This is a genomic window from Streptomyces sp. NPDC057428 (assembly GCF_042803195.1).
Taxonomy (GTDB): Bacteria; Actinomycetota; Actinomycetes; order Streptomycetales; family Streptomycetaceae; genus Streptomyces.
On sequence record NZ_JBHVCT010000013.1, the window covers coordinates 39870 to 60119 of the forward strand.

General features: G+C 69.3%; 20 protein-coding genes. 2 read left to right on the plus strand and 18 right to left on the minus strand.

All coding sequences use genetic code 11. The annotated features are described in order from the left end of the window. Window positions 1–20: 20 nt before the first annotated feature. From ACFU5K_RS07840 to ACFU5K_RS07855, 4 genes are all read right to left on the minus strand, one after another. Window positions 21–2498, minus strand: coding sequence for an ATP-binding protein (locus tag ACFU5K_RS07840; RefSeq protein WP_384058021.1), 2478 nt, complete (start codon window positions 2496–2498; stop codon window positions 21–23). A 232-nt stretch (window positions 2499–2730) separates the two neighbouring features. After that, entirely contained in the window at window positions 2731–3054 is a 324-nt protein-coding gene (locus ACFU5K_RS07845; RefSeq protein WP_073745281.1) for an STAS domain-containing protein, read from the minus strand. A 245-nt stretch (window positions 3055–3299) separates the two neighbouring features. Continuing rightward, complete coding sequence (locus ACFU5K_RS07850; RefSeq protein WP_384058023.1) at window positions 3300–4148, minus strand: 3-hydroxyacyl-CoA dehydrogenase family protein; 849 nt, start codon at window positions 4146–4148, stop codon at window positions 3300–3302. A gap of 120 nt (window positions 4149–4268) precedes the next feature. Further along, window positions 4269–4436, minus strand: a complete 168-nt coding sequence (locus tag ACFU5K_RS07855) for a hypothetical protein (RefSeq protein WP_384058025.1) — start codon at window positions 4434–4436, stop codon at window positions 4269–4271. A 28-nt stretch (window positions 4437–4464) separates the two neighbouring features. Here ACFU5K_RS07855 and ACFU5K_RS07860 point away from each other — a divergent pair, with 28 nt between their 5' ends. Both ACFU5K_RS07860 and ACFU5K_RS07865 read left to right on the plus strand, forming a co-directional pair. Further along, on the plus strand, window positions 4465–5037 hold the full coding sequence (locus tag ACFU5K_RS07860) for a cob(I)yrinic acid a,c-diamide adenosyltransferase (RefSeq protein WP_384058027.1): 573 nt from the start codon (window positions 4465–4467) through the stop codon (window positions 5035–5037). A gap of 360 nt (window positions 5038–5397) precedes the next feature. Then, a complete protein-coding gene (locus tag ACFU5K_RS07865) occupies window positions 5398–7278 on the plus strand; it encodes a glycosyl hydrolase family 18 protein (RefSeq protein ID WP_384058029.1) in 1881 nt (626 codons plus the stop codon). A 139-nt stretch (window positions 7279–7417) separates the two neighbouring features. On the opposite strand, the gene ACFU5K_RS07870 is transcribed toward ACFU5K_RS07865, so the two are convergent. From ACFU5K_RS07870 to ACFU5K_RS07935, 14 genes are all read right to left on the minus strand, one after another. Then, entirely contained in the window at window positions 7418–7864 is a 447-nt protein-coding gene (locus tag ACFU5K_RS07870) for a DUF2550 domain-containing protein (protein WP_384058109.1), read from the minus strand. A 142-nt stretch (window positions 7865–8006) separates the two neighbouring features. Further along, a complete protein-coding gene (locus ACFU5K_RS07875) occupies window positions 8007–8381 on the minus strand; it encodes a F0F1 ATP synthase subunit epsilon (RefSeq protein WP_327114572.1) in 375 nt (124 codons plus the stop codon). A 109-nt stretch (window positions 8382–8490) separates the two neighbouring features. Beyond that, window positions 8491–9933 carry a F0F1 ATP synthase subunit beta gene (gene atpD, locus ACFU5K_RS07880; RefSeq protein ID WP_384058031.1) on the minus strand — a complete coding sequence of 481 codons (1443 nt, stop codon included), beginning with the start codon at window positions 9931–9933 and terminating at the stop codon, window positions 8491–8493. Further along, complete coding sequence (locus ACFU5K_RS07885) at window positions 9933–10850, minus strand: F0F1 ATP synthase subunit gamma (protein WP_384058033.1); 918 nt, start codon at window positions 10848–10850, stop codon at window positions 9933–9935. The genes atpD and ACFU5K_RS07885 overlap by 1 nt, the downstream gene beginning before the upstream one ends. 3 nt (window positions 10851–10853) lie before the next feature. Continuing rightward, complete coding sequence (gene atpA, locus ACFU5K_RS07890; protein WP_136328755.1) at window positions 10854–12425, minus strand: F0F1 ATP synthase subunit alpha; 1572 nt, start codon at window positions 12423–12425, stop codon at window positions 10854–10856. Between the two features lie 143 nt (window positions 12426–12568). After that, window positions 12569–13384 carry a F0F1 ATP synthase subunit delta gene (locus ACFU5K_RS07895; protein WP_384058036.1) on the minus strand — a complete coding sequence of 272 codons (816 nt, stop codon included), beginning with the start codon at window positions 13382–13384 and terminating at the stop codon, window positions 12569–12571. Then, a complete protein-coding gene (locus tag ACFU5K_RS07900; RefSeq protein ID WP_384058038.1) occupies window positions 13381–13926 on the minus strand; it encodes a F0F1 ATP synthase subunit B in 546 nt (181 codons plus the stop codon). The genes ACFU5K_RS07895 and ACFU5K_RS07900 overlap by 4 nt, the downstream gene beginning before the upstream one ends. A gap of 45 nt (window positions 13927–13971) precedes the next feature. Next, a complete protein-coding gene (gene atpE, locus ACFU5K_RS07905) occupies window positions 13972–14202 on the minus strand; it encodes an ATP synthase F0 subunit C (protein WP_250967599.1) in 231 nt (76 codons plus the stop codon). Window positions 14203–14275: 73 nt separating this feature from the next. Beyond that, window positions 14276–15097, minus strand: a complete 822-nt coding sequence (atpB, locus tag ACFU5K_RS07910; RefSeq protein WP_384058040.1) for a F0F1 ATP synthase subunit A — start codon at window positions 15095–15097, stop codon at window positions 14276–14278. A gap of 225 nt (window positions 15098–15322) precedes the next feature. After that, window positions 15323–15763, minus strand: a complete 441-nt coding sequence (locus tag ACFU5K_RS07915) for a hypothetical protein (protein WP_384058042.1) — start codon at window positions 15761–15763, stop codon at window positions 15323–15325. Between the two features lie 264 nt (window positions 15764–16027). After that, window positions 16028–17407, minus strand: a complete 1380-nt coding sequence (locus ACFU5K_RS07920; RefSeq protein ID WP_384058044.1) for an MraY family glycosyltransferase — start codon at window positions 17405–17407, stop codon at window positions 16028–16030. 84 nt (window positions 17408–17491) lie between these two features. Next, complete coding sequence (gene glyA, locus ACFU5K_RS07925; protein WP_384058046.1) at window positions 17492–18781, minus strand: serine hydroxymethyltransferase; 1290 nt, start codon at window positions 18779–18781, stop codon at window positions 17492–17494. Window positions 18782–18920: 139 nt separating this feature from the next. Continuing rightward, entirely contained in the window at window positions 18921–19562 is a 642-nt protein-coding gene (locus tag ACFU5K_RS07930; protein ID WP_384058048.1) for a protein-tyrosine-phosphatase, read from the minus strand. Further along, the gene (locus tag ACFU5K_RS07935; RefSeq protein WP_384058050.1) at window positions 19559–20206 is read right to left on the minus strand and encodes an L-threonylcarbamoyladenylate synthase; all 648 of its coding nucleotides are present in this window, start codon (window positions 20204–20206) and stop codon (window positions 19559–19561) included. Before ACFU5K_RS07935 ends, ACFU5K_RS07930 begins: the two co-directional genes overlap by 4 nt. Window positions 20207–20250 lie beyond the last annotated feature (44 nt).

Here is a 20250-nt window from a genome sequence, read left to right on the forward strand (position 1 = left end):
CGGGCCCGTACGGCGTTCTCTCAGGCCGTCGTCGGCGAAGCGGTTCCGTCCTCCGTCGTCGACGCGGTGACGGTCTCGGCCGGGCCGCTCGCGGAGTCGGACATGGTCGGGTCCGTGGTCGTCTCCGATTCCGACGGGGTGGGCGTCGGCGTCTCGGGTTCGGTCGGGGTCTCGCTCGGGGTGCCTGTCTGGCTGGGCGGCGTGGCCGGAGGATTCGTGGGGTTCTTCGTCGGCGACGGGCTGCCTTGTGTGGGCCCTCCGGTGGGGCTGCCGGTCGACGGGGTGCCGGAGCTCGAACCGGGACCGGAGGCGCTGGGGGACGGGGTGCCGCTCGCCGACGGGGTCGCCGTGCCGGACGGGCCGGGGGACGCGGGGCCGCCGCCGGGCGTTCCCTCCTCGGACTCCGGGCCGTCGGCGGGCTCGTCAGCGGGGAGACCGCTCTCGCCGTTGTCCTCGTCCGCCGACTGCTCGGTCGTGACGTTCCGCCCTTCCGGGTCCTCGCTACCCGAGGTCACTCCCAGGGTGACGACCGTGCCGAGCACCGCCACCAGCAGCGCGCCCGCGCCGACCGCGACGAGATTGCGCCTCGCGCCGCGGAGCACCCCTGCGCGGAGCATCCCTGCGCGGACACCGCTCTTCTCCGGCGGGCTGGGATCCTGACGGGTGATCAGCATGGCGGAGGTGTCCGTGACCCGCGGGAAGGTCGGCCTGACCGCGGGTACGTCGCCGGGCGGCGGGGCCGGCTCCTCACGTGGGGCGGGTACCTCGTCGCCGGGCAGGGTGCGCTCGGCCGGCAGCGGGTCACCGGCACGGTCGGCGACCAGGGCGAGCGCGCGCCGCCCCGCCACCGCACCGGGCTTGTCGGCGAGCGCACCGCGCATGCCGATGGACGCCTCAAGTTCGGCCCGGGCCCGGTCCAGATGACCGGTGCACAGCGCGAGGACACCCAACTCGTGGTGGAAGTAGGCCTCCTCAGCCACCTCGCCGGCGATGCGGGCGGCCTCCTGGCCGGACCTGAGCGCCTTCTCCCAGGCACCCCACTGCATGCCCGCGGCGAAGGCCGGCGCGGCGCTGCGGGCCAGCAGTACGGCCGCGCTGGCCTGTCCCGCCTGGTCGCCCTGGACGAGACGGGAGAGGGAGGCGAGCAGGGCGTCCGCCTCGGCGGTGGCCCGTTCGGGGGTGACTGAGGGGTGTCCGGACCACCAGGTGTAGTGCTGGGCGGCGCTTCGGGCGTTGGCGTCGGCGGTATCGCCGTATCCGCTCGCCTCCAGCTGGGCCATGACCCCGGCCGCCAGCCGGTAGCGCGGGCCGGCCGGGGAGAGCAGTCCGCAGCGGTGCAGTTCGCCCAGTGCGGCGTCGGCGTGGGTGTCGCCCACGAGCGCGGGCAGGTGCGCCTGGTGCGGCACCTCGCCGCCGAGTGCGACGGCGAAGCGGAGTGTCTCGCGGGCGGCCTCGCTCAGCCGGGAGGCGAGCAGCGCCGCGGGCGCCGCGCCCTCACCGAGGCTGGGCAGCGGCGCGTCCACCGGCCCGGCCGTGCCGAAGGCCGGTATGTCTGCCGGGTCGTCGTAGGTGTCGAGGGTGTCCTGCCCGGTCCGCAGCTCGTCACGCTGACGCAGGAGGGCGCCGGCCTGGACGAAGCGCAGGGGCAGCCCTTCGGACTCGAACCAGAGGTCCCCCGCCCAGTTCGCCTCCTCGTCGGTGAGTTCGCGCTCCACCACGCGTTCGAGGAGCTCGATCGAGGCGCTGCGGCCGAGGCCGGTGAGGAGGACTTCTTCGAGGTTGGAGTCGGCGGTGGGCGCGGGCACATCGGGCGTCGCGCCGAAGAGGAACGCGCACTCGGGCGTCGCGTCGAGCAGTTCCTGCAGCGGGGCGCCGCCGAGTTCGAGGTCGTCGACGACGACGACGGCCCCGATGCCCCGCACGAGCGCGAGGAGCCCTTCCCGGTCGGGACGGTGCAGTGGAGCCCGGTAGACGGCCTCGAAGAGGGCGTGCAGCAGGTCCGCGGCGGTCCGCTTGTAACCGGAGAGCCGCACGACCCCGTCCGGGGCCAGGTCGGCGCACTCGGCCGCGACGGCGTCGAGGAGGGCCGTACGCCCTGAACCAGCCGGTCCGGTGAGGCACACGGAACGTCCGCGGGCGAGATGGCGTACGAGGCGCTCACGGTCCTCCTGACGCTCCAGGAGGGGCAACTGGGGTCCTGGCGGCCCCGCGGGGACGGGCGGGGCCGCAGCACGCTCCCGGTCCACGCGCTGTTCCGCGGTGTGCCGGACGGGTGCGGCGGGCCGCTGCCCCGGCCGGCAGGACTCGATCTCGCTGCCGTCGACCGGATTCACGGTGAGCAGGAGGTCGCCCGATATCAGCTGCACCGCACGGGACTGCTGCGGTGTCTGATGCCCGAAGTCGGGCGTCAGCGGATCGCGGGTCTGACGTCGTGCCGGCGCGTCGTCACCGGACCGGTCATGGCCGTACTCTTCCGGTCCACTGTTGGTCGGGTCCATCGTCAAAGCCCCCCAAAGGCGCAGCGCGCGGTGACCCTCTCCGGCCTCGTACGCCTGCTTCGGCTCGTTCCGGTCCGGTGTCCGCCAGTGGGTCCTCGTCGATCGGCAGACGGCCGAACCCTAAACCTTCGCACAGTATCCATGAACCATCGGGGGGCCGCGCCGCCCACGACGTCACCTTCTCGTGAGGATTGTGCGCAAATAGCCGTCCGCCGCTCCCGCCCGGAATTCCCTATACGCGTGGCAGGGAATCCGCCGCGATACCGCCTTCGATGGCCAGGATCCTGTGCAGCCTCGTCGCGACCAGCAGCCGCTGCATCTGCGGCGGCACGCCGCGCAGTACGAGCCGGCGGCCCGCCCTTCCGGCCCTGCGGTGCGCACCCATGATGACGCCCAGTCCTGTGGCGTCCCACGAGTCCAGCTCGGTGAGGTTGAGCACGAGATCGCCGGCCCCGTCGTCGACGGCCGAATGCAGGACCGTACGGGCGTCCGCCGCGCTTCGGACGTCGAGGCGGCCCCCGACGACCAGCTCGGCGTGGTCGCCCCTGATGTGCATATGCGCTCCCCGGAAGTGCTCCGTAGCAAGGTCGGTCTGACCGTTTTCTCTTTCTTCCTCTGTCCCAACTGACTGCCGCGGCGACAGGGAAGTTGCCGTCTGTAAGCGAACCGATACCGAATTCACCCCGAGGAGTGAAGAAGATACGGCGGTACCCCCTGGATCCGGGTGCCGGACGGTACCGGATCCCGGGCCCCCGAGGCCCGTCCGACGGCATATCGGACGGCCCGGGGGCCCGGTCGTGATCAGTAGGTGTAGAAGCCCTGCCCGCTCTTGCGGCCGATGTCACCTGCGTCGACCATCCGGCGCATCAGCTCGGGGGCGGCGAACTTCTCGTCCTGCGACTCGGTGTAGATGTTGCCCGTGGCGTGCAGGAGGATGTCGACGCCGGTCATGTCGGCCGTGGCGAGGGGGCCCATGGCGTGGCCGAAGCCGAGCTTGCAGGCGGTGTCGATGTCCTCGGCCGAGGCGACGCCCGACTCGTACAGCTTGGCGGCCTCGACGACCAGTGCCGAGATCAGCCGGGTGGTGACGAAGCCCGCGACGTCGCGGTTGACGACGATGCACGTCTTGCCTACGGACTCGGCGAACTCCCTTGCGGTGGCGAGGGTTTCGTCGCTGGTCTTGTAGCCGCGCACCAGCTCGCAGAGCTGCATCATCGGGACCGGTGAGAAGAAGTGCACACCGACGACCCGCTCCGGCCGCTCCGTCACCGCGGCGATCTTGGTGATCGGGATGGCGGAGGTGTTGGAGGCGAGCACGGCGTCCTCACGGACGACCTTGTCGAGGGTCCGGAAGATCTCGTGCTTCACCTCGAGCTTCTCGAACACGGCTTCCACGACGATGTCGGCGTCGGCCACGGCGTCGAGATCGGTGGTCGTGGTGATCCGGCCGAGCGCGGCTTCGGCGTCGGCCGCATCGAGCTTGCCCTTGGAGACGAACTTGCCGTAACTCGCCTCGATACCGCCACGTCCGCGGGCCAGGGCCTCGTCGGTGACATCGCGCAGCACGACGTCCCAGCCCGCCTGGGCGGAGACCTGCGCGATACCGGACCCCATGAGTCCGGCGCCGATGACGGCGAGCTTCCTGGCCACGTTCGCACCCCTATGCATAGTCGGTCGTTCTCATGCTCTCCGGCGGAGATTAGTACCCGTGAGGGGAATAGAGGCCGTGAAGAGATGCGCGTCACGTCTCACATGACGGACATCACACCCTCAGATGCCACGCGGCAGCGCGCCGCGCGTAGTTGAGCTCCTGCCGCCCAGCAGATCCTCCACGCCGTCGAGCAGGAAGGGTCCTCCACGCGAGACCTCGTCCGGTCCGCCGCCCGCCACCCTCGCACCGCGTTCCCGGCTGTGACGGCCGACACGAGTGTCTTCCACGGGGCCGAGGCGTAACTACGCTGGGCCCATGGTCAATCTGACGCGCATCTACACCCGTACCGGCGACAAGGGCACCACCGCCCTCGGGGACATGAGCCGGACCGCCAAGACCGATCTGCGGATCTCGGCGTACGCCGACGCCAACGAGGCCAACGCCGTCATCGGTACGGCCGTCGCGCTCGGGAACCTCTCCGAGGACGTCGTGAAGGTCCTCGTCCGCGTACAGAACGACCTGTTCGACGTGGGCGCCGACCTCGCCACTCCGGTGGTCCAGGACCCCGAGTACCCGCCGCTGCGGGTCGAGCAGTCCTACGTCGACAAACTGGAGGCGGACTGCGACAACTTCCTGGAGGACCTGGAGAAGCTGCGCAGCTTCATCCTGCCGGGCGGTACGGCGGGCGCGGCGCTGCTGCACCAGGCCTGCACGGTGGTACGCCGCGCCGAGCGGTCCACCTGGGCGGCGCTGGAGGTGCACGGCGAGGTCATGAACCCGCTGACCGCCACCTACCTCAACCGTCTCTCCGATCTCCTCTTCATCCTCGCCAGGACGGCGAACAAGGAGGTCGGGGACGTGCTGTGGGTGCCGGGCGGGGAGCGCTGAGTCAGCGGCCGGCCCGGTGGAGCGACCCGGCCGCACCCTGAAACCGATGCGGACGGGTCACCGGACGGTGCTACCGGTCCGGTGCGGTTGATGTACGCGGGGGCCGTGTACGGGGACCCGGCGGCGGCCCGGGAAGCCGAGGCTGCGCGAACGGATACAAGCGGCTTTCCTGGAAATGGAGTTGGAGCTCTGATTCGCGCAAGGAAACTTTGGTCTGGACCTCTTGACGATTGGTCCAGACCTTCCTAATCTCACCGAATACACTGCGGTGAGTACGCCATGACAAAGCGGGCTCAGGGCGACGCAGGGTTTGCAGTCCACGGACCATCCCCGTTAGCCGACCTCTCCCGAGGAGCACCGTTGAGCACTGACAACCCCCTACGCGGATCCCGACTCAGATGGAGGCGTGGAGCAGGCACCGTCACCCGCTCCAAGGCGGTCGCGGGCCTCACCGCCCTGCTGCTGCCGCTCGCCGCGATGGTCGGTCTGGCCTCACCCGCCGAGGCCGCCACGTCCGCGACGGCGACCTACGTCAAGAAGTCCGACTGGGGCACCGGCTTCGAGGGCCAGTGGACGGTGAAGAACACCGGCACCACTGCCCTCTCCTCCTGGACGATCGAGTGGGACTTTCCCTCCGGCACCGCGGTCGGCTCCGCCTGGGACGCCACCGTCACCAGCTCCGGAACCCACTGGACCGCGAAGAACGTCGGCTGGAACGGCTCCGTCGCCCCGGGCGCCAGCGTCAGCTTCGGCTTCAACGGCACCGGTAGCGGCTCCCCCTCCGGCTGCAAGCTGAACGGCGCCTCCTGTGACGGCGGCAGCGTCCCCGGCGACAACGCCCCTTCCAAGCCCGGCACGCCGACCGCGAGCAACGTGACGGACACCTCGGCGAAGATCAGCTGGACGGCCGCCACCGACGACAAGGGCATCAAGAACTACGACGTCCTGCGCGACGGCGCGAAGGTCGCGACCGTCACCACGACGACGTACACCGACACCGGTCTCACCAAGGGCACCGACTACTCCTACACGGTGCAGGCCCGGGACACCGCCGACCAGACGGGTCCGGTCAGCGCCGCGGTGGCCGTGCGCACCACCGGCACCACCGACCCGGGCCCCGGCTCGGGTGACAAGATCAACCTCGGCTACTTCACCGAGTGGGGCATCTACGGGCGCAATTACCACGTCAAGAACCTCGTGACCTCCGGTTCCGCCGCGAAGATCACTCACATCAACTACGCGTTCGGCAACGTCCAGAACGGCAGGTGCACCATCGGTGACTCCAACGCCGACTACGAGAAGGCCTACACCGCCGACCAGTCCGTCGACGGCGTCGCCGACACCTGGGACCAGCCGCTGCGCGGCAACTTCAACCAGCTGCGCAAGCTGAAGGCCAAGTACCCGCACATCAAGGTCCTCTGGTCCTTCGGCGGCTGGACCTGGTCCGGTGGCTTCCCGCAGGCCGCCCAGAACCCGGCCGCCTTCGCCCAGTCCTGCTACGACCTGGTCGAGGACCCCCGTTGGGCCGACGTCTTCGACGGCATCGACATCGACTGGGAGTACCCCAACGCCTGCGGTCTCACCTGTGACACCAGCGGTCCGGCGGCACTCAAGAACGTCGCCTCCGCACTGCGGACGAAGTTCGGCGCCAGCAACCTGGTCACCGCGGCGATCACCGCGGACGGTTCGGCGGGCGGCAAGATCGACGCGGCCGACTACGCGGGCGCCGCACAGTCCATGAACTGGTACAACGTGATGACGTACGACTTCTTCGGCGCCTTCGCCCCGACGGGCCCGACGGCCCCGCACTCGCCGCTGACCTCGTACACGGGCATCCCGCAGGAGGGCTTCAACTCCGCCGCCGCGATCGCGAAGCTGAAGGCCCAGGGCGTCCCGGCCTCGAAGCTGCTGCTCGGCATCGGGTTCTACGGCCGCGGCTGGACCGGCGTCACCCAGTCCGCCCCCGGCGGCTCGGCGACCGGCGCGGCCCCGGGTACCTACGAGGCGGGCAACGAGGACTACAAGGTCCTCAAGAACACCTGCCCCGCGACTGGCACCATCGCCGGCACGGCCTACGCGCACTGCGGAACGAACTGGTGGAGCTACGACACCCCGGCGACGATCACCACCAAGATGGCCTGGGCGAACAGCCAGGGTCTGGGTGGGGCGTTCTTCTGGGAGTTCAGCGGTGACACCGCGAACGGCGAACTCGTGACCGCGATGGACAACGGGCTCAACTAACCACCCGCGACAGCCTCGAGGCACCCCCACGAGGCCGCAGCGCCCCGGAGAAAGCGCCGGGGAGACAGGTTCGCCCCCTGTCTCCCCGGTTTTCACTTGCGTGCGGGACCTCAGGGCCCCGAGAACCCGGACCAGGGCCTCAGGCCACATTGACCCTCTGGCCGGGCGGGGCTGCTTCCAGCCAGGCGAGGAAGCCGGTCAGGGCGTCCTCGCTCATCGCCAGCTCCAGGCGCGTCCCCCGGTGGAGACAGCCGAGCACGACGGAGTCGGACAGCAGCGCCAGCTCCTCCTCACCCTCGGGCAGCCGCCGCGCGACCACCTCGATCGCGGAGCGCTCCAGCCCGCGGCGCGGACGGGGCGAGTACGAGAAGACCCGGAACCAGTCGACGCGGTCACCGCTGTAGCGGGCGACGCCGTACACCCAGCCCTTGCCGGACGGGTCGGGCTCCTCCGGGATGTCCCAGCGCAGGCTGCAGTCGAAGGTGCCGCCGGAACGCTGGATCAGCCGCCTGCGCAGACCGAAGACGAACAGACCCACCGCGACCAGTACGACTACCAGGCCGCACACCCACAACGCGAGGACCATCTCCACCGACCTCCTCGCATCGTCGAGTAACGGATACCGCACCGAGCCGAACCGGACTGCACCTGCATCGCCTCAGCCGCGACACGGTCTGGATCTCTCCAGCTCGGGCCGCGGCTGAGTCAAAAACTCTTCGTGGGGACGCTCAGTGCGCCGCCACCGCACGCAGTCGCACGTCCGCGCGGCGCTCGGCGCCCGCATCCGTGTCCGACTTCGCACGCTCCAGCGCACGCTCGGCGCGCTGGACGTCGATCTCGTCCGCAAGCTCGGCAATCTCCGCCAGCAGCGAGAGCTTGTCGTCCGCGAACGAGATGAAACCGCCGTGCACAGCGGCGACGACGGTCCCGCCGTCGCTCGTACGGATCGTCACGGGGCCCGATTCCAGCACACCCAGGAGCGGCTGGTGACCGGGCATGACGCCGATGTCGCCGGACGTGGTACGTGCGACAACGAGGGTGGCCTCGCCGGACCAGACACTGCGGTCCGCGGCGACCAGCTCGACATGCAGCTCAGCAGCCAAGGGTGGCTCCTCGGGTCACCACCCGGCGGTCGTGCCGGGTGTCGGTTCGATTCTACGGGGCGTGGTGAGGGGGGCGGGACACACCCACCCCCCTCGGTGAGCCGGAGGCTCAGGAGACGCCGAGCTCCTTGGCGTTCGCCTTGAGGTCCTCGATGCCACCGCACATGAAGAACGCCTGCTCGGGGAAGTGGTCGTACTCCCCGTCACAGATCGCGTTGAACGCGGCGATCGACTCGTCGAGCGGAACGTCCGAACCGTCCAGGCCGGTGAACTGCTTGGCGGCGTGGGTGTTCTGCGACAGGAAGCGCTCGACGCGACGGGCACGGTGGACGACGAGCTTGTCCTCCTCGCCCAGCTCGTCGATACCGAGGATCGCGATGATGTCCTGGAGGTCCTTGTACTTCTGCAGGATCCCCTTGACGCGGCTGGCCGTGTCGTAGTGGTCCTGCGCGATGTAGCGCGGGTCCAGGATGCGGGACGTGGAGTCCAGCGGGTCCACGGCCGGGTAGATGCCCTTCTCGGAGATCGGACGGGAGAGAACCGTCGTCGCGTCGAGGTGGGCGAACGTGGTGGCCGGGGCCGGGTCGGTCAGGTCGTCCGCGGGGACGTAGATCGCCTGCATCGAGGTGATCGAGTGACCACGCGTCGAGGTGATGCGCTCCTGCAGCACACCCATCTCGTCGGCCAGGGTCGGCTGGTAACCCACTGCGGACGGCATGCGGCCGAGCAGCGTGGAGACCTCGGAACCGGCCTGCGTGAAGCGGAAGATGTTGTCGATGAAGAGCAGCACGTCCTGCTTCTGCACATCGCGGAAGTACTCCGCCATGGTCAGGGCGGACAGCGCGACCCGCAGACGGGTGCCCGGCGGCTCGTCCATCTGGCCGAAGACCAGCGCGGTCTTGTCCAGGACGCCCGAGTCGGTCATCTCGTCGATGAGGTCGTTGCCCTCACGGGTGCGCTCGCCGACACCGGCGAACACCGACACACCGTCGTGCAGCTTCGCCACACGCATGATCATTTCCTGGATGAGGACCGTCTTGCCGACGCCCGCACCACCGAACAGACCGATCTTGCCGCCCTTGACGTACGGGGTCAGCAGGTCGACGACCTTCAGGCCGGTCTCGAACATCTCGGTCTTGGACTCGAGCTGGTCGAAGGCCGGGGCCTTGCGGTGGATCGGCCAGCGCTCGGTGATCTGCGCCTCGGCCTCCGGCTCGTTCAGGATCTGACCGAGGGTGTTGAACACCTTGCCCTTGGTGATGTCACCGACCGGGACGGTGATGCCCGCACCCGTGTTGGTCACCGGGGCCTGGCGGACCACACCGTCGGTGGGCTGCATCGAGATCGCGCGGACCATGCCGTCGCCCAGGTGCTGGGCGACCTCGAGGGTCAGCGTCTTACGAGCGCCGGCCTCGGCCGGGTCGTCGACGTCGATGTGCAGGGCGTTGTAGATCTCCGGCATCGCGTCGACGGGGAACTCCACGTCGACGACCGGGCCGATGACCCGGGCGACGCGGCCCGTGGCAGCGGCCGTCTCAACTGTCGTCGTCATTACTTGTCACTCCCCGCGGACGCGTCGGCCAGCGCACCAGCACCGCCGACGATCTCGCTGATTTCCTGGGTGATTTCGGCCTGGCGGGCCGCGTTGGCAAGCCGGGAGAGGCTCTTGATCAGATCCCCGGCGTTGTCGGTCGCCGACTTCATCGCACGACGGCGGGCGGCGTGCTCGGAAGCGGCGGCCTGCAGCAGTGCGTTGTAGATACGGCTCTCGACGTAGCGCGGCAGAAGGGCGTCGAGGACGTCCTCAGCCGACGGCTCGAAGTCGAACAGCGGAAGGATCTCGCCCTTCTCGGTGCTCTCCTCCGCGACCTGGTCGAGCGACAGCGGCAGCATCCGGCCGTCGACCGCGTTCTGCGTCATCATCGACACGAACTCCGTGAAGACGATGTGCAGCTCGTCGACGCCGCCCTCGGCCGTGTCCTTCTGGATGGACTCGATGAGGGGCTCGGCGATCTTCTTGGCATCCGAGTACTCGGGGCTGTCCGTGAAGCCGGTCCACGACTGCGAGACCTTGCGCTCACGGAAGCCGTAGTACGCGACGCCCTTGCGGCCGACGATGTACGTGTCGACCTCCTTGCCCTCGGCCGCCAGCCGCTCCCTCAGCCGCTCCGCGGCCTTGATGGCGTTGGAGGAGTAGCCGCCGGCCAGACCGCGGTCGCTCGTGAGGAGCAGGACCGCCGCCCGGGCCGGGGACTCGGCCTCGGTGGTGAGCGGATGCTTGGTGTTCGAGCCGGTCGCGACCGCGGTCACCGCACGGGTGAGCTCGTTCGCGTACGGCATCGACGCCGCCACCTTGCGCTGCGCCTTGACGATGCGCGAGGCGGCGATCATCTCCATCGCCTTGGTGATCTTCTTGGTCGCGGTGACGGCTTGGATGCGGCGCTTGTAAACGCGAAGCTGAGCGCCCATCGATCAGCCCTCGCCCAGGAGCTTGCCGTCCGAGGTCTCGAACTGCTGCTTGAAGGCGGCGATCGCGTCGGCGATCGACTGCAGCGTGTCGTCGGACATCTTGCCGCCCTCGGCGATGCTGGTCAGGAGGTCCTTGCGCTCACGGCGCAGGTACTCCAGCAGCTCGCTCTCGAAGCGGCGGATGTCCTCGACCGGGACGTCGTCCATCTTGCCCGTGGTGCCGGCCCAGACGGAGACGACCTGCTCCTCCATCGGGAACGGGGCGTACTGCGGCTGCTTCAGCAGCTCGACCATGCGCTTACCGCGCTCCAGCGACGCCTTCGAGGCCGCGTCCAGGTCGGAACCGAAGGCGGCGAACGCCTCCAGCTCACGGAACTGGGCGAGGTCCACGCGCAGTCGGCCGGAGACCTGCTTCATGGCCTTGTGCTGGGCGGAGCCACCGACTCGGGAGACCGAGATACCGACGTTGAGCGCCGGACGCTGACCCGCGTTGAACAGGTCGGACTCCAGGAAGCACTGGCCGTCGGTGATGGAGATGACGTTGGTCGGGATGAACGCCGACACGTCGTTCGCCTTGGTCTCGACGATCGGGAGACCCGTCATCGAACCGGCGCCCATGTCGTCGGAGAGCTTGGCGCAGCGCTCCAGCAGACGCGAGTGCAGGTAGAAGACGTCGCCCGGGTAGGCCTCGCGGCCCGGCGGACGGCGCAGCAGAAGCGACACGGCGCGGTAGGCGTCGGCCTGCTTCGAGAGGTCGTCGAAGATGATGAGGACGTGCTTGCCGTCGTACATCCAGTGCTGGCCGATGGCCGAACCGGTGTACGGCGCCAGGTACTTGAAGCCGGCCGGGTCGGACGCCGGGGCGGCGACGATGGTCGTGTACTCGAGCGCGCCGGCCTCTTCGAGGGCACCGCGCACGGAGGCGATGGTGGAACCCTTCTGACCGATGGCGACGTAGATGCAGCGCACCTGCTTGTTCACGTCGCCCGAGCGCCAGTTGTCGCGCTGGTTGATGATCGTGTCGACGGCCAGAGCGGTCTTACCCGTCTGACGGTCGCCGATGATCAGCTGACGCTGGCCGCGGCCGATCGGCACCATGGCGTCGACGGCCTTGTAGCCGGTCTGCATCGGCTCGTGCACCGACTTGCGGACCATGACGCCAGGGGCCTGCAGCTCGAGGGCGCGTCGTCCTTCGGTCGCGATCTCGCCGAGACCGTCGATCGGGTTGCCGAGCGGGTCGACGACGCGGCCGAGGTAGCCCTCGCCGACGCCGACGGAGAGCACCTCACCGGTGCGCTGCACCGGCTGGCCCTCCTCGATTCCGCTGAACTCGCCGAGGACGATCGCACCGATCTCGCGCTCTTCGAGGTTGAGTGCGAGACCGAGGGTTCCGTCCTCGAACTTCAGCAGTTCGTTCGCCATGGCGGAGGGCAGACCCTCCACCTTCGCGATGCCGTCGCCGGCAACGCTGACCGTTCCGACCTCCTCGCGCGAGGCCGCGTCCGGCTGGTACGACTGGACGAAGTTCTCCAGTGCGTCCCGGATCTCCTCCGGCCGGATCGTGAGCTCCGCCATCTGGGTTCCCTGCTCTCCTTGTTGGGCCCGAAGTTTCTTAAGGGGGTCTGGGGGCGACCCCCAGGAATCTTCTGCAATTTCTGCACGGCCCAACCGGGCCGCTGTTCTTGCTCGTTCAGGTGGTGCGGTTGCGCCGCTCGCTGTCAGCCGGCCATCCGGCGGGTCGCCTCGGCGAGGCGCTCCGCGATCGTGCCGTTGATGACCTCGTCACCGACGCGCACCGTGATCCCACCGAGGACCTCGGGGTCCACGTCCAGGTTCAGGTGCATCTGCCGGCCGTAGATCTTCGCCAGAGCAGCGCCGAGGCGCTGCTTCTGCCGGTCGGACAGCGGCACCGCGGAGGTGACGACGGCGACCATACGGTCCCGACGGTCCGCGGCCAGCTTGGCCAGGGAGTCGAGCCCTGCTTCCAGGCTACGTCCACGCGGCTGGGTCACGAGGCGCGTGACGAGACGCTCGGTGACGGGCTGCGCCTTGCCTGCGAGCAGGCTGCGGAGCAGCTCGCCCTTGGCGGCGGCCGACGCCGTGCGGCTGGTGAGAGCGGAACGCAGTCCCGTGTCGGAACCGACGATCCGGCCGAACCGGAACAGTTCGTCCTCGACGTCGTCGAGCGCACCGGCGCGCTGGGCGGCGGTGAGGTCCGCGGTGTTCGCCAGTTCCTCGACCGAGTCGACCAGGTCACGCGACTGCGACCAGCGGGAGCGGACCATGCCGGAGACCAGGTCCACGGCTTCGCCGCTCACCTGACCGCTCAGCAGCCGTCCGGCCAGCTCGGCCTTGGCCTCGCCGCCCTGCGACGGGTCGGTGAGGACCCGGCGCAGCGATACCTCGCGGTGGAGCAGCGCGGTAACGGCTGCCAGCTCCTCGGCGAGCTTCGCCGCGTCGACCGACGTGCTGTCGGTCAGTGCGTCGAGGCGCTCGCGTGCGGCGGCCAGCGCCTCGCGGCTCGCTCCGTTCATCGGACGGCCTCGGCCTTCGCCTCGAGCTCGTCGAGGAATCGGTCGACGGTGCCGCTCTGCCGGGCGTGGTCCTCGAGGGACTCGCCGACGAGCTTGCCGGCCAGGGCGGTGGCGAGGGTGCCCACGTCCTGACGCAGCGCCGAGGCCGCGGCCTTGCGGTCCGCCTCGATCTGGGCGTGGCCGGCGGCGATGATCTCTTCGCGCTGCCGCTGACCTTCCGCCCTCATCTCCTGGATGATGACGGCACCCTGCTCCTGCGCCTCCTGGCGCAGACGCGCGGCTTCGTGGCGGGCCTCGGCGAGCTGAGCCTTGTACTGCTCAAGCACGCTCTGGGCCTCGGTCTGGGCCGCATCGGCCTTCTCGATACCGCCTTCGATGGCCTCGCGACGCTCTTCCAGAACCTTGTTGATGTTCGGGAGGAGCTTCCAGGCGAGGAAACCGAAGACGATGACGAAGGCGATGAGGCCGATGACGAGCTCTGGAATCGGCGGGACGAGGGGATTTTCCATCTCCTCGGCCGCGACCGTAAGCAGCTGGCTCACATCAGTGCCTTTCGTCTAGTTGGCTGGTCGTGGATCCGAGGATCACTACTGGCCGTAGACGAACGGCATGACCAGACCGATGAGGGCGAGCGCCTCACAGAAGGCGAAGCCGAGGATCTGGTTGGCGCGGATGAGACCGGCAGCCTCGGGCTGACGGGCAAGAGCCTGGGTGCCGTTACCGAAGATGATGCCGACGCCGACGCCGGGGCCGATGGCGGCGAGGCCGTAACCGATGGAGCCGAGGGAGCCGGTGACGGCAGCAAGGGTCTGGGACATGCCAGTTCTTCCTTCTCTTTCACGGACCGGTGGGGGTTGGCCACCGGACGACTGAGGGGCAGGAGCGGGTCGCTCAGTGGTGCTTGGCGAGCGCGCCCTGGATGAAGGTGCAGGTCAGGAGGACGAAGACGTACGCCTGCAGCGCCTGGATGAAGAGCTCGAACGCGGTCATCACGATGACCATGACGAAGGAGACGCCGGCGTAGGCGATACCGATGCCGTTGAGCAGGTACCAGCTGGCGATCGTGAACAGCAGCAGCAGGGTGTGACCAGCGAACATGTTCGCGAAGAGTCGCACCGCGTGCGTGAACGGCCGGACCAGCAGGTTCGAGAAGAACTCGATCAGCATCGCCAGCGGAAGCACCGGGCCGAGCGACTTGTCGTAACCGGTGATGTTCTTGAACCCGCCGACGAATCCGTGCCGCTTGAAGGTCAGGCTGACCCAGAGCACGTAGACGATCAGGGCGAGCACGATCGGGTACGCGATGATCGACGTCACGGGGAACTGTGCGACCGGGATGATCGACCAGAGGTTCATCATCCAGACGAAGAAGAACAGCGATACGACGAGCGGAACGTACTTCTCGCCCTCGCGCTTGCCGATCGTCTCGTAGACGATGCCGCGACGGACGAAGTCGTAGCCCATCTCGGCGACCGACTGCAGCTTGCCGGGGACCATCTTGGGCTTGCGGAACGCAGCCCAGAAGAAACCGACGATGATGACCGAGCCGAGCAGGGCCAGCAGCATCGGCTTGTTGAAGTACAGGTTGCTGTCCGCGTCGCCCCAGAGGGGCTCGAACAGGAACGAGTGCAGGCCGGGTGCCGGGAAACCACAACCGTCGAAGATGTGGCAATCGGTCTCGAAGGCGAGCACCTGTGTCGGGTCAGCACTCACCGCGGGCTCCTTCAGCGTGGCGCATAGGTACGGCAACCTCGATGTGTCGGCGCGGCACGCGGCCGCGGTTCGGCACTGGACTGGTGTTACGGATGTGTGAGCGGCAGTCAGGCAATGAGCCTCGCGATCGAGCAGGCGTCAGCTCACATGCCCGCGCCCGCAGTGCCGCAGTTGAAACCGGACGATAGCAGGCTCCGGTGAGCGCCCTTATTCCGGCCCTACCCATCACGCCGACGAGCCCGTCTTCCTGGGCTCGTGGGCGCTGCTGGACTCGGGTTCGACGTAAAGGATCTTGGCCTTCATGTGCGCACGCGCCTGGGCGCCGATCCACGCGAGGGTCGTCGCAACCAGCGTGATCGCGAAGGCCTTCGGGTTGAACAGCGACGTGTCCTTGAACACGGCGACGAAGATGAACAGGAGCAGGAGCTGCGCCGTGTACAGCATCAGCCCCATGGCCTGGAACAGGTGCGGAAGGGACCTGGCGGTCCGCTGCAGCACCACGAGCCCGATCCCCATGAAGAGGATCACGACCAGCGTCGCGACAACCGCACCCAGGGCTCCCTTGCCACCCGCGACACCGGCGCTGACCGCAGCGGCGACGACGCCGGCGGCAGCAGTAGGCACGGCGGTCTGAAGGAGAGTCCGGACGTCGTTGTTGGACGGCATGGCGGTTGCTCCGCATGGCAGGGGGTGGGCGGTGGTCGTCAGGGACGAGCGTAGGCCCGGACCGAGATCGATGTTTCGGACCAAGGGACCGTGCTACTCAGGTCCTTCGGCTTCATCACCGGGCTTCGTGAACGCTATCACAAACTATTTGATGAGGTCTTTACTCAGAAAGTGTGCCAGCTGTCACACGTGAGGGTTACTTCGTGCGTGTGTGCAGCACGTCACGGCGCATTGTCTGGTACTGGGCTGTCTGCACCCGGTCCGTCAACGTGACGAGTCGGCTCGGTCCCGATCCGCGAAGCGCGAACGGGGACCGATCGCTGTCGCTCCGTTGACGCCGGACACGCCCACGGCCACCGGGGCCCGCTCCTGCTCCGAGGAGGCCATCTGCGAGCTGCCGGGCCCGTGTTGGCCCTGGGGGGCGTCTTCGGCGTCCTGTGCGGCCTCTTCCTGACCCGCGCGCCTGCGGCGCCGGTAGCGGGGCGGTACGAACGCCTCCGCCCAGCGCGGTGCCCGGGGGACGAAGCGCGGCATGAGCAGCAGGACCAGACCGACGGCGCTGAGCCCCACGATCACCAGGACGATCCACAGCGAGGCCGAGTGCACCGAGTAGCCGACGGCGCCGAACGCGATCAGCGCGGACCAGAAGTACATGATCAGCACCGACCTGCTGTGCGAGTGCCCGATCTCCAGCAGCCGGTGGTGCAGGTGGCCGCGGTCGGCCGCGAACGGCGACTGGCCGTTCCAGGTACGCCGCACGATCGCGAGCACCAGGTCCGCGGCCGGGATCGCGATGATCGTGAGCGGCAGCAGCAGCGGGATGAAGACGGGGAGCATCGCGTGGGTGGCCTCGCGCTCGCTGCCCTCGAAGATCTGCATCAGGTCCGGGTCGACCTGTCCCGTGACGGAGATCGCGCCCGCGGCCAGCACCAGGCCGATCAGCATCGAACCGGAGTCGCCCATGAAGATCCGGGCGGGGTGCATGTTGTGCGGCAGGAAGCCGAGGCACATGCCCATCAGGATCGCGGCGAAGAGCGTCGCGGGGGCCGCGGCCTCGATTCCGTACCCGTACCAGAGCCGGTAGGCGTACAGGAAGAACGCCGCGGAGGCGATGCAGACCATGCCGGCCGCGAGCCCGTCCAGCCCGTCGACGAAGTTGACCGCGTTGATCGTGATCACGACCAGCGCCACCGTGAGCAGCGTGCCCTGCCACTGGGTGAGGGCGACGGTGCCCACGCCCGGGATGGGCAGCCACAGAATCGTCAGACCCTGGATGACCATGACGGCGGCGGCGATCATCTGGCCGCCGAGCTTGATCAGGGCGTCGAGCTCGAACTTGTCGTCCAGGACGCCGATCAGCCAGATGAGGGCGGCACCGGAGAGCAGTGCTCTGGGCTCGTTGGAGAGTTCGAAGACACTGTTCAGGTTGAACAGGTGGTCCGCGACGATCAGTCCGGCGCACAGTCCGCCGAACATGGCGATGCCACCGAGCCGAGGAGTCGGTTCCCGGTGTACGTCGCGCGCACGGATCGCGGGCATGGCCCCGACCGCGATGGCGAACTTCCGCACGGGTCCGGTCAGCAGATAGGTAACTGCGGCCGTGACACAGAGCGTCAGCAGGTAATCACGCACGGGCTGCCCCACAGATTTCGCCGGCCATCTCAGCCCCACACCCTAGTCTCATGAGCAAGGACACCGAGCCACGGGTGATGGTTGCACACGGTCCGGCTACCCCGGATACGGCGGATTGTCCTCGGCCAGTGCGCGCACGTCGGCCCGCAGCCGGCCCGCGTCGCGCTCCTCGCGCACGACCGCGCCGAACAGCTCCGCGATCCGCACCATGTCGTCCTCGTCCATCCCCTGGGTGGTCACGGCGGCGGTGCCCAGCCGGATGCCCCGTGCGTCCCCGTAGGGCAGCGCGCAGGTGTCCAGGACCATCCCGGCGGCGCAGAGCCGCTCACGTGCCGTGCGGCCGTCGACGCCGAGAGGGCCGGGGTCCGCGACGACGATGTGGGTGTCCGTACCGCCCGTGGTCACCTCGAAGCCCTCTTCCTCGAGCGCGGCCGCCAGGACCCGGGCGTGCGAGACGACCCGGTGGGCGTACACCGCGTACGCCGGGGTCGCCGCCTCGCCGAACGCGACCGCCTTCGCCGCGACCGTGTGCATCTGCGCGCCGCCCTGGGTGAACGGGAACACCGCGCGGTCGATCCTCTCGGCCAGTTCGACGCCGCACAGGATCATGCCGCCGCGCGGCCCTCGCAGGACCTTGTGCGTCGTGGCGCACACCACGTCCGCGTACGGGACCGGACTGGGCGCGGCTCCCCCGGCGATCAGCCCCATGGGATGGGCCGCGTCTGCGATGAGGTAGGCGCCCACCTCGTCGGCGATCTCCCGGAACAGCTCGTAGTCGGGGTGCCTGGGGTAGGAGATCGAGCCGCAGACGATCGCCTTGGGGCGCCTTGCCCGGGCCAGGGCGCGCACCTGTGCGTAGTCGATGAGGCCGCTGTCGGGGTCGACGCCGTACCCCGCGAACTCGAACCAGCGCCCGGAGAAGTTGCCCGGGGCGCCGTGGGTGAGGTGGCCACCGTACGGGAGACCCATCGCCAGCACCGTGTCGCCCGGTCGCAGCAGCGCGGCGTACGTGGCGAGGACGGCGGAGGAGCCCGAGTGCGGCTGGACGTTGGCGTGCTCGGCCCCGAACAGCGCCATGGCGCGGCGGACGGCGAGGCCCTCTGCGGCGTCGGCCTGCTCGCAGCCGCCGTGGTGGCGGGCTCCGGGGTAGCCCTCGGCGTACTTGTTGGCGAGCGGGGAGCCCAGGGCGGCGAGGACCGCGGGCGAGGTGAAGTTCTCGGCGGCGATCAGCTGGAGGGTGCTCGCCTGCCGGCCGGCCTCGGCCAGCAGGATGCCGCCCATCTCCGGGTCCTGGCGGAGCAGGGCGCCGAAGTCCTGCGGCACGGCGGTGTCCGGCGGGAGCACTGCTGCGGGTGCGACTGGTGCGACTGGCGTGGTGACCGGCATCTGACGGCTCCGGGCCTGAGGGAGGGGTGCACTGGCGTCAGATCCAATGTAGGCCCGCCCCCGGCTGCCTGCCCGCTGCCGTGCGGCACTCTACGCCGGTCGGCGCACCCGGGCGCGAGGTGCGCGGGGCGGCGAACCTTCAGTGGGGAGCGCGTACCCCGGTCAGTGCGGTCATGACGGGATCGAGCGCCTGGCTGATCTCGTCGCCGATGGAACGGAAGAACGTGATCGGCGCGCCGTAGGGGTCGTAGACCTCGTCCGCCTCCGCGGTGGGCGCCAGGAGCCAGCCGCGCAGGGCCGCCGCGGCGCGCACCAGTGCGCGGGCGCGCTCGACCACGCCCTCCTCACGGGCGTCGGGGAGCGTCGCGGGGTCTATGGCCCGCACCAGGCGGGTGAACTCCTTGAGCGTGAAGGTCCGCAGGCCCGCCGAGTGGCCCATGGAGATGACCTGGGCGCGGTGGTCACGGGTGGCTGTGAGCACCAGGTCGGCACGGATCACGTGCTCGTCGAGGAGCTCACGGCCGACGAAGCCGGAGGCGTCCGCGCCGAAGTCGGCGAGGACGACCTCGGCGTTGGCCTCCATGGGCGCGCCCTCGTGCCCCCAGGTGCCCGCGCTCTCCACGATGAGGCCGCCGCTCAGCGGATCGCCGAGGCGGTCGATGAGGGCATGGCGGGTCAGCCGCTCGGTGATGGGCGAGCGGCAGACGTTGCCGGTGCTGACGTGGAGGATGCGGAACACCTCGTGCTGTCCCGCTATGCCACGCCCCTCAGGGGCGGTCAATTGGCCACCTCGAGGTCGGGTACCACCTTGCGGAGTTCCTCGACCGAGAGTGCGCCGGCGCGGAGCAGGACGGGGATCCTGCCCGTGACGTCGACGATCGAGGACGGCACGATCCCGGGGGTCGGACCGCCGTCGAGGTAGACGGACACGCTGTCGCCGAGCATGTCCTGGGCGGCGTCGCAGTCCTCGGGAGAGGGGTGTCCGGTGAGGTTGGCGCTGGAGACGGCCATCGGGCCGACCTCCGTCAGCAGCTCGATGGCGACGGGGTGCAGGGGCATCCGGACGGCGACGGTGCCGCGGGTGTCACCGAGGTCCCACTGCAGCGAAGGCTGGTGCCTCGCGACGAGCGTGAGGGCGCCCGGCCAGAACGCGTCGACGAGTTCCCACGCCTGCTCGGAGAAGTCGGTGACCAGGCCGTGCAGGGTGTTCGGGGAGCCGATCAGGACAGGCGTCGGCATGTTCCGGCCGCGGCCCTTGGCGTCGAGCAGGTCGGCGACGCTCTCGGAGCTGAAGGCGTCCGCACCGATGCCGTAGACGGTGTCGGTGGGCAGCACGACCAGTTCGCCGCGGCGGACGGCGGACGCGGCTTCACGCAGGCCGGTCGTACGGTCGGTCGCGTCGTTGCAGTCGTATCGCCGTGCCATCAGCCGGCCTCCTCGGGCATGTACGGGTAGGGGTACTGCGGTCC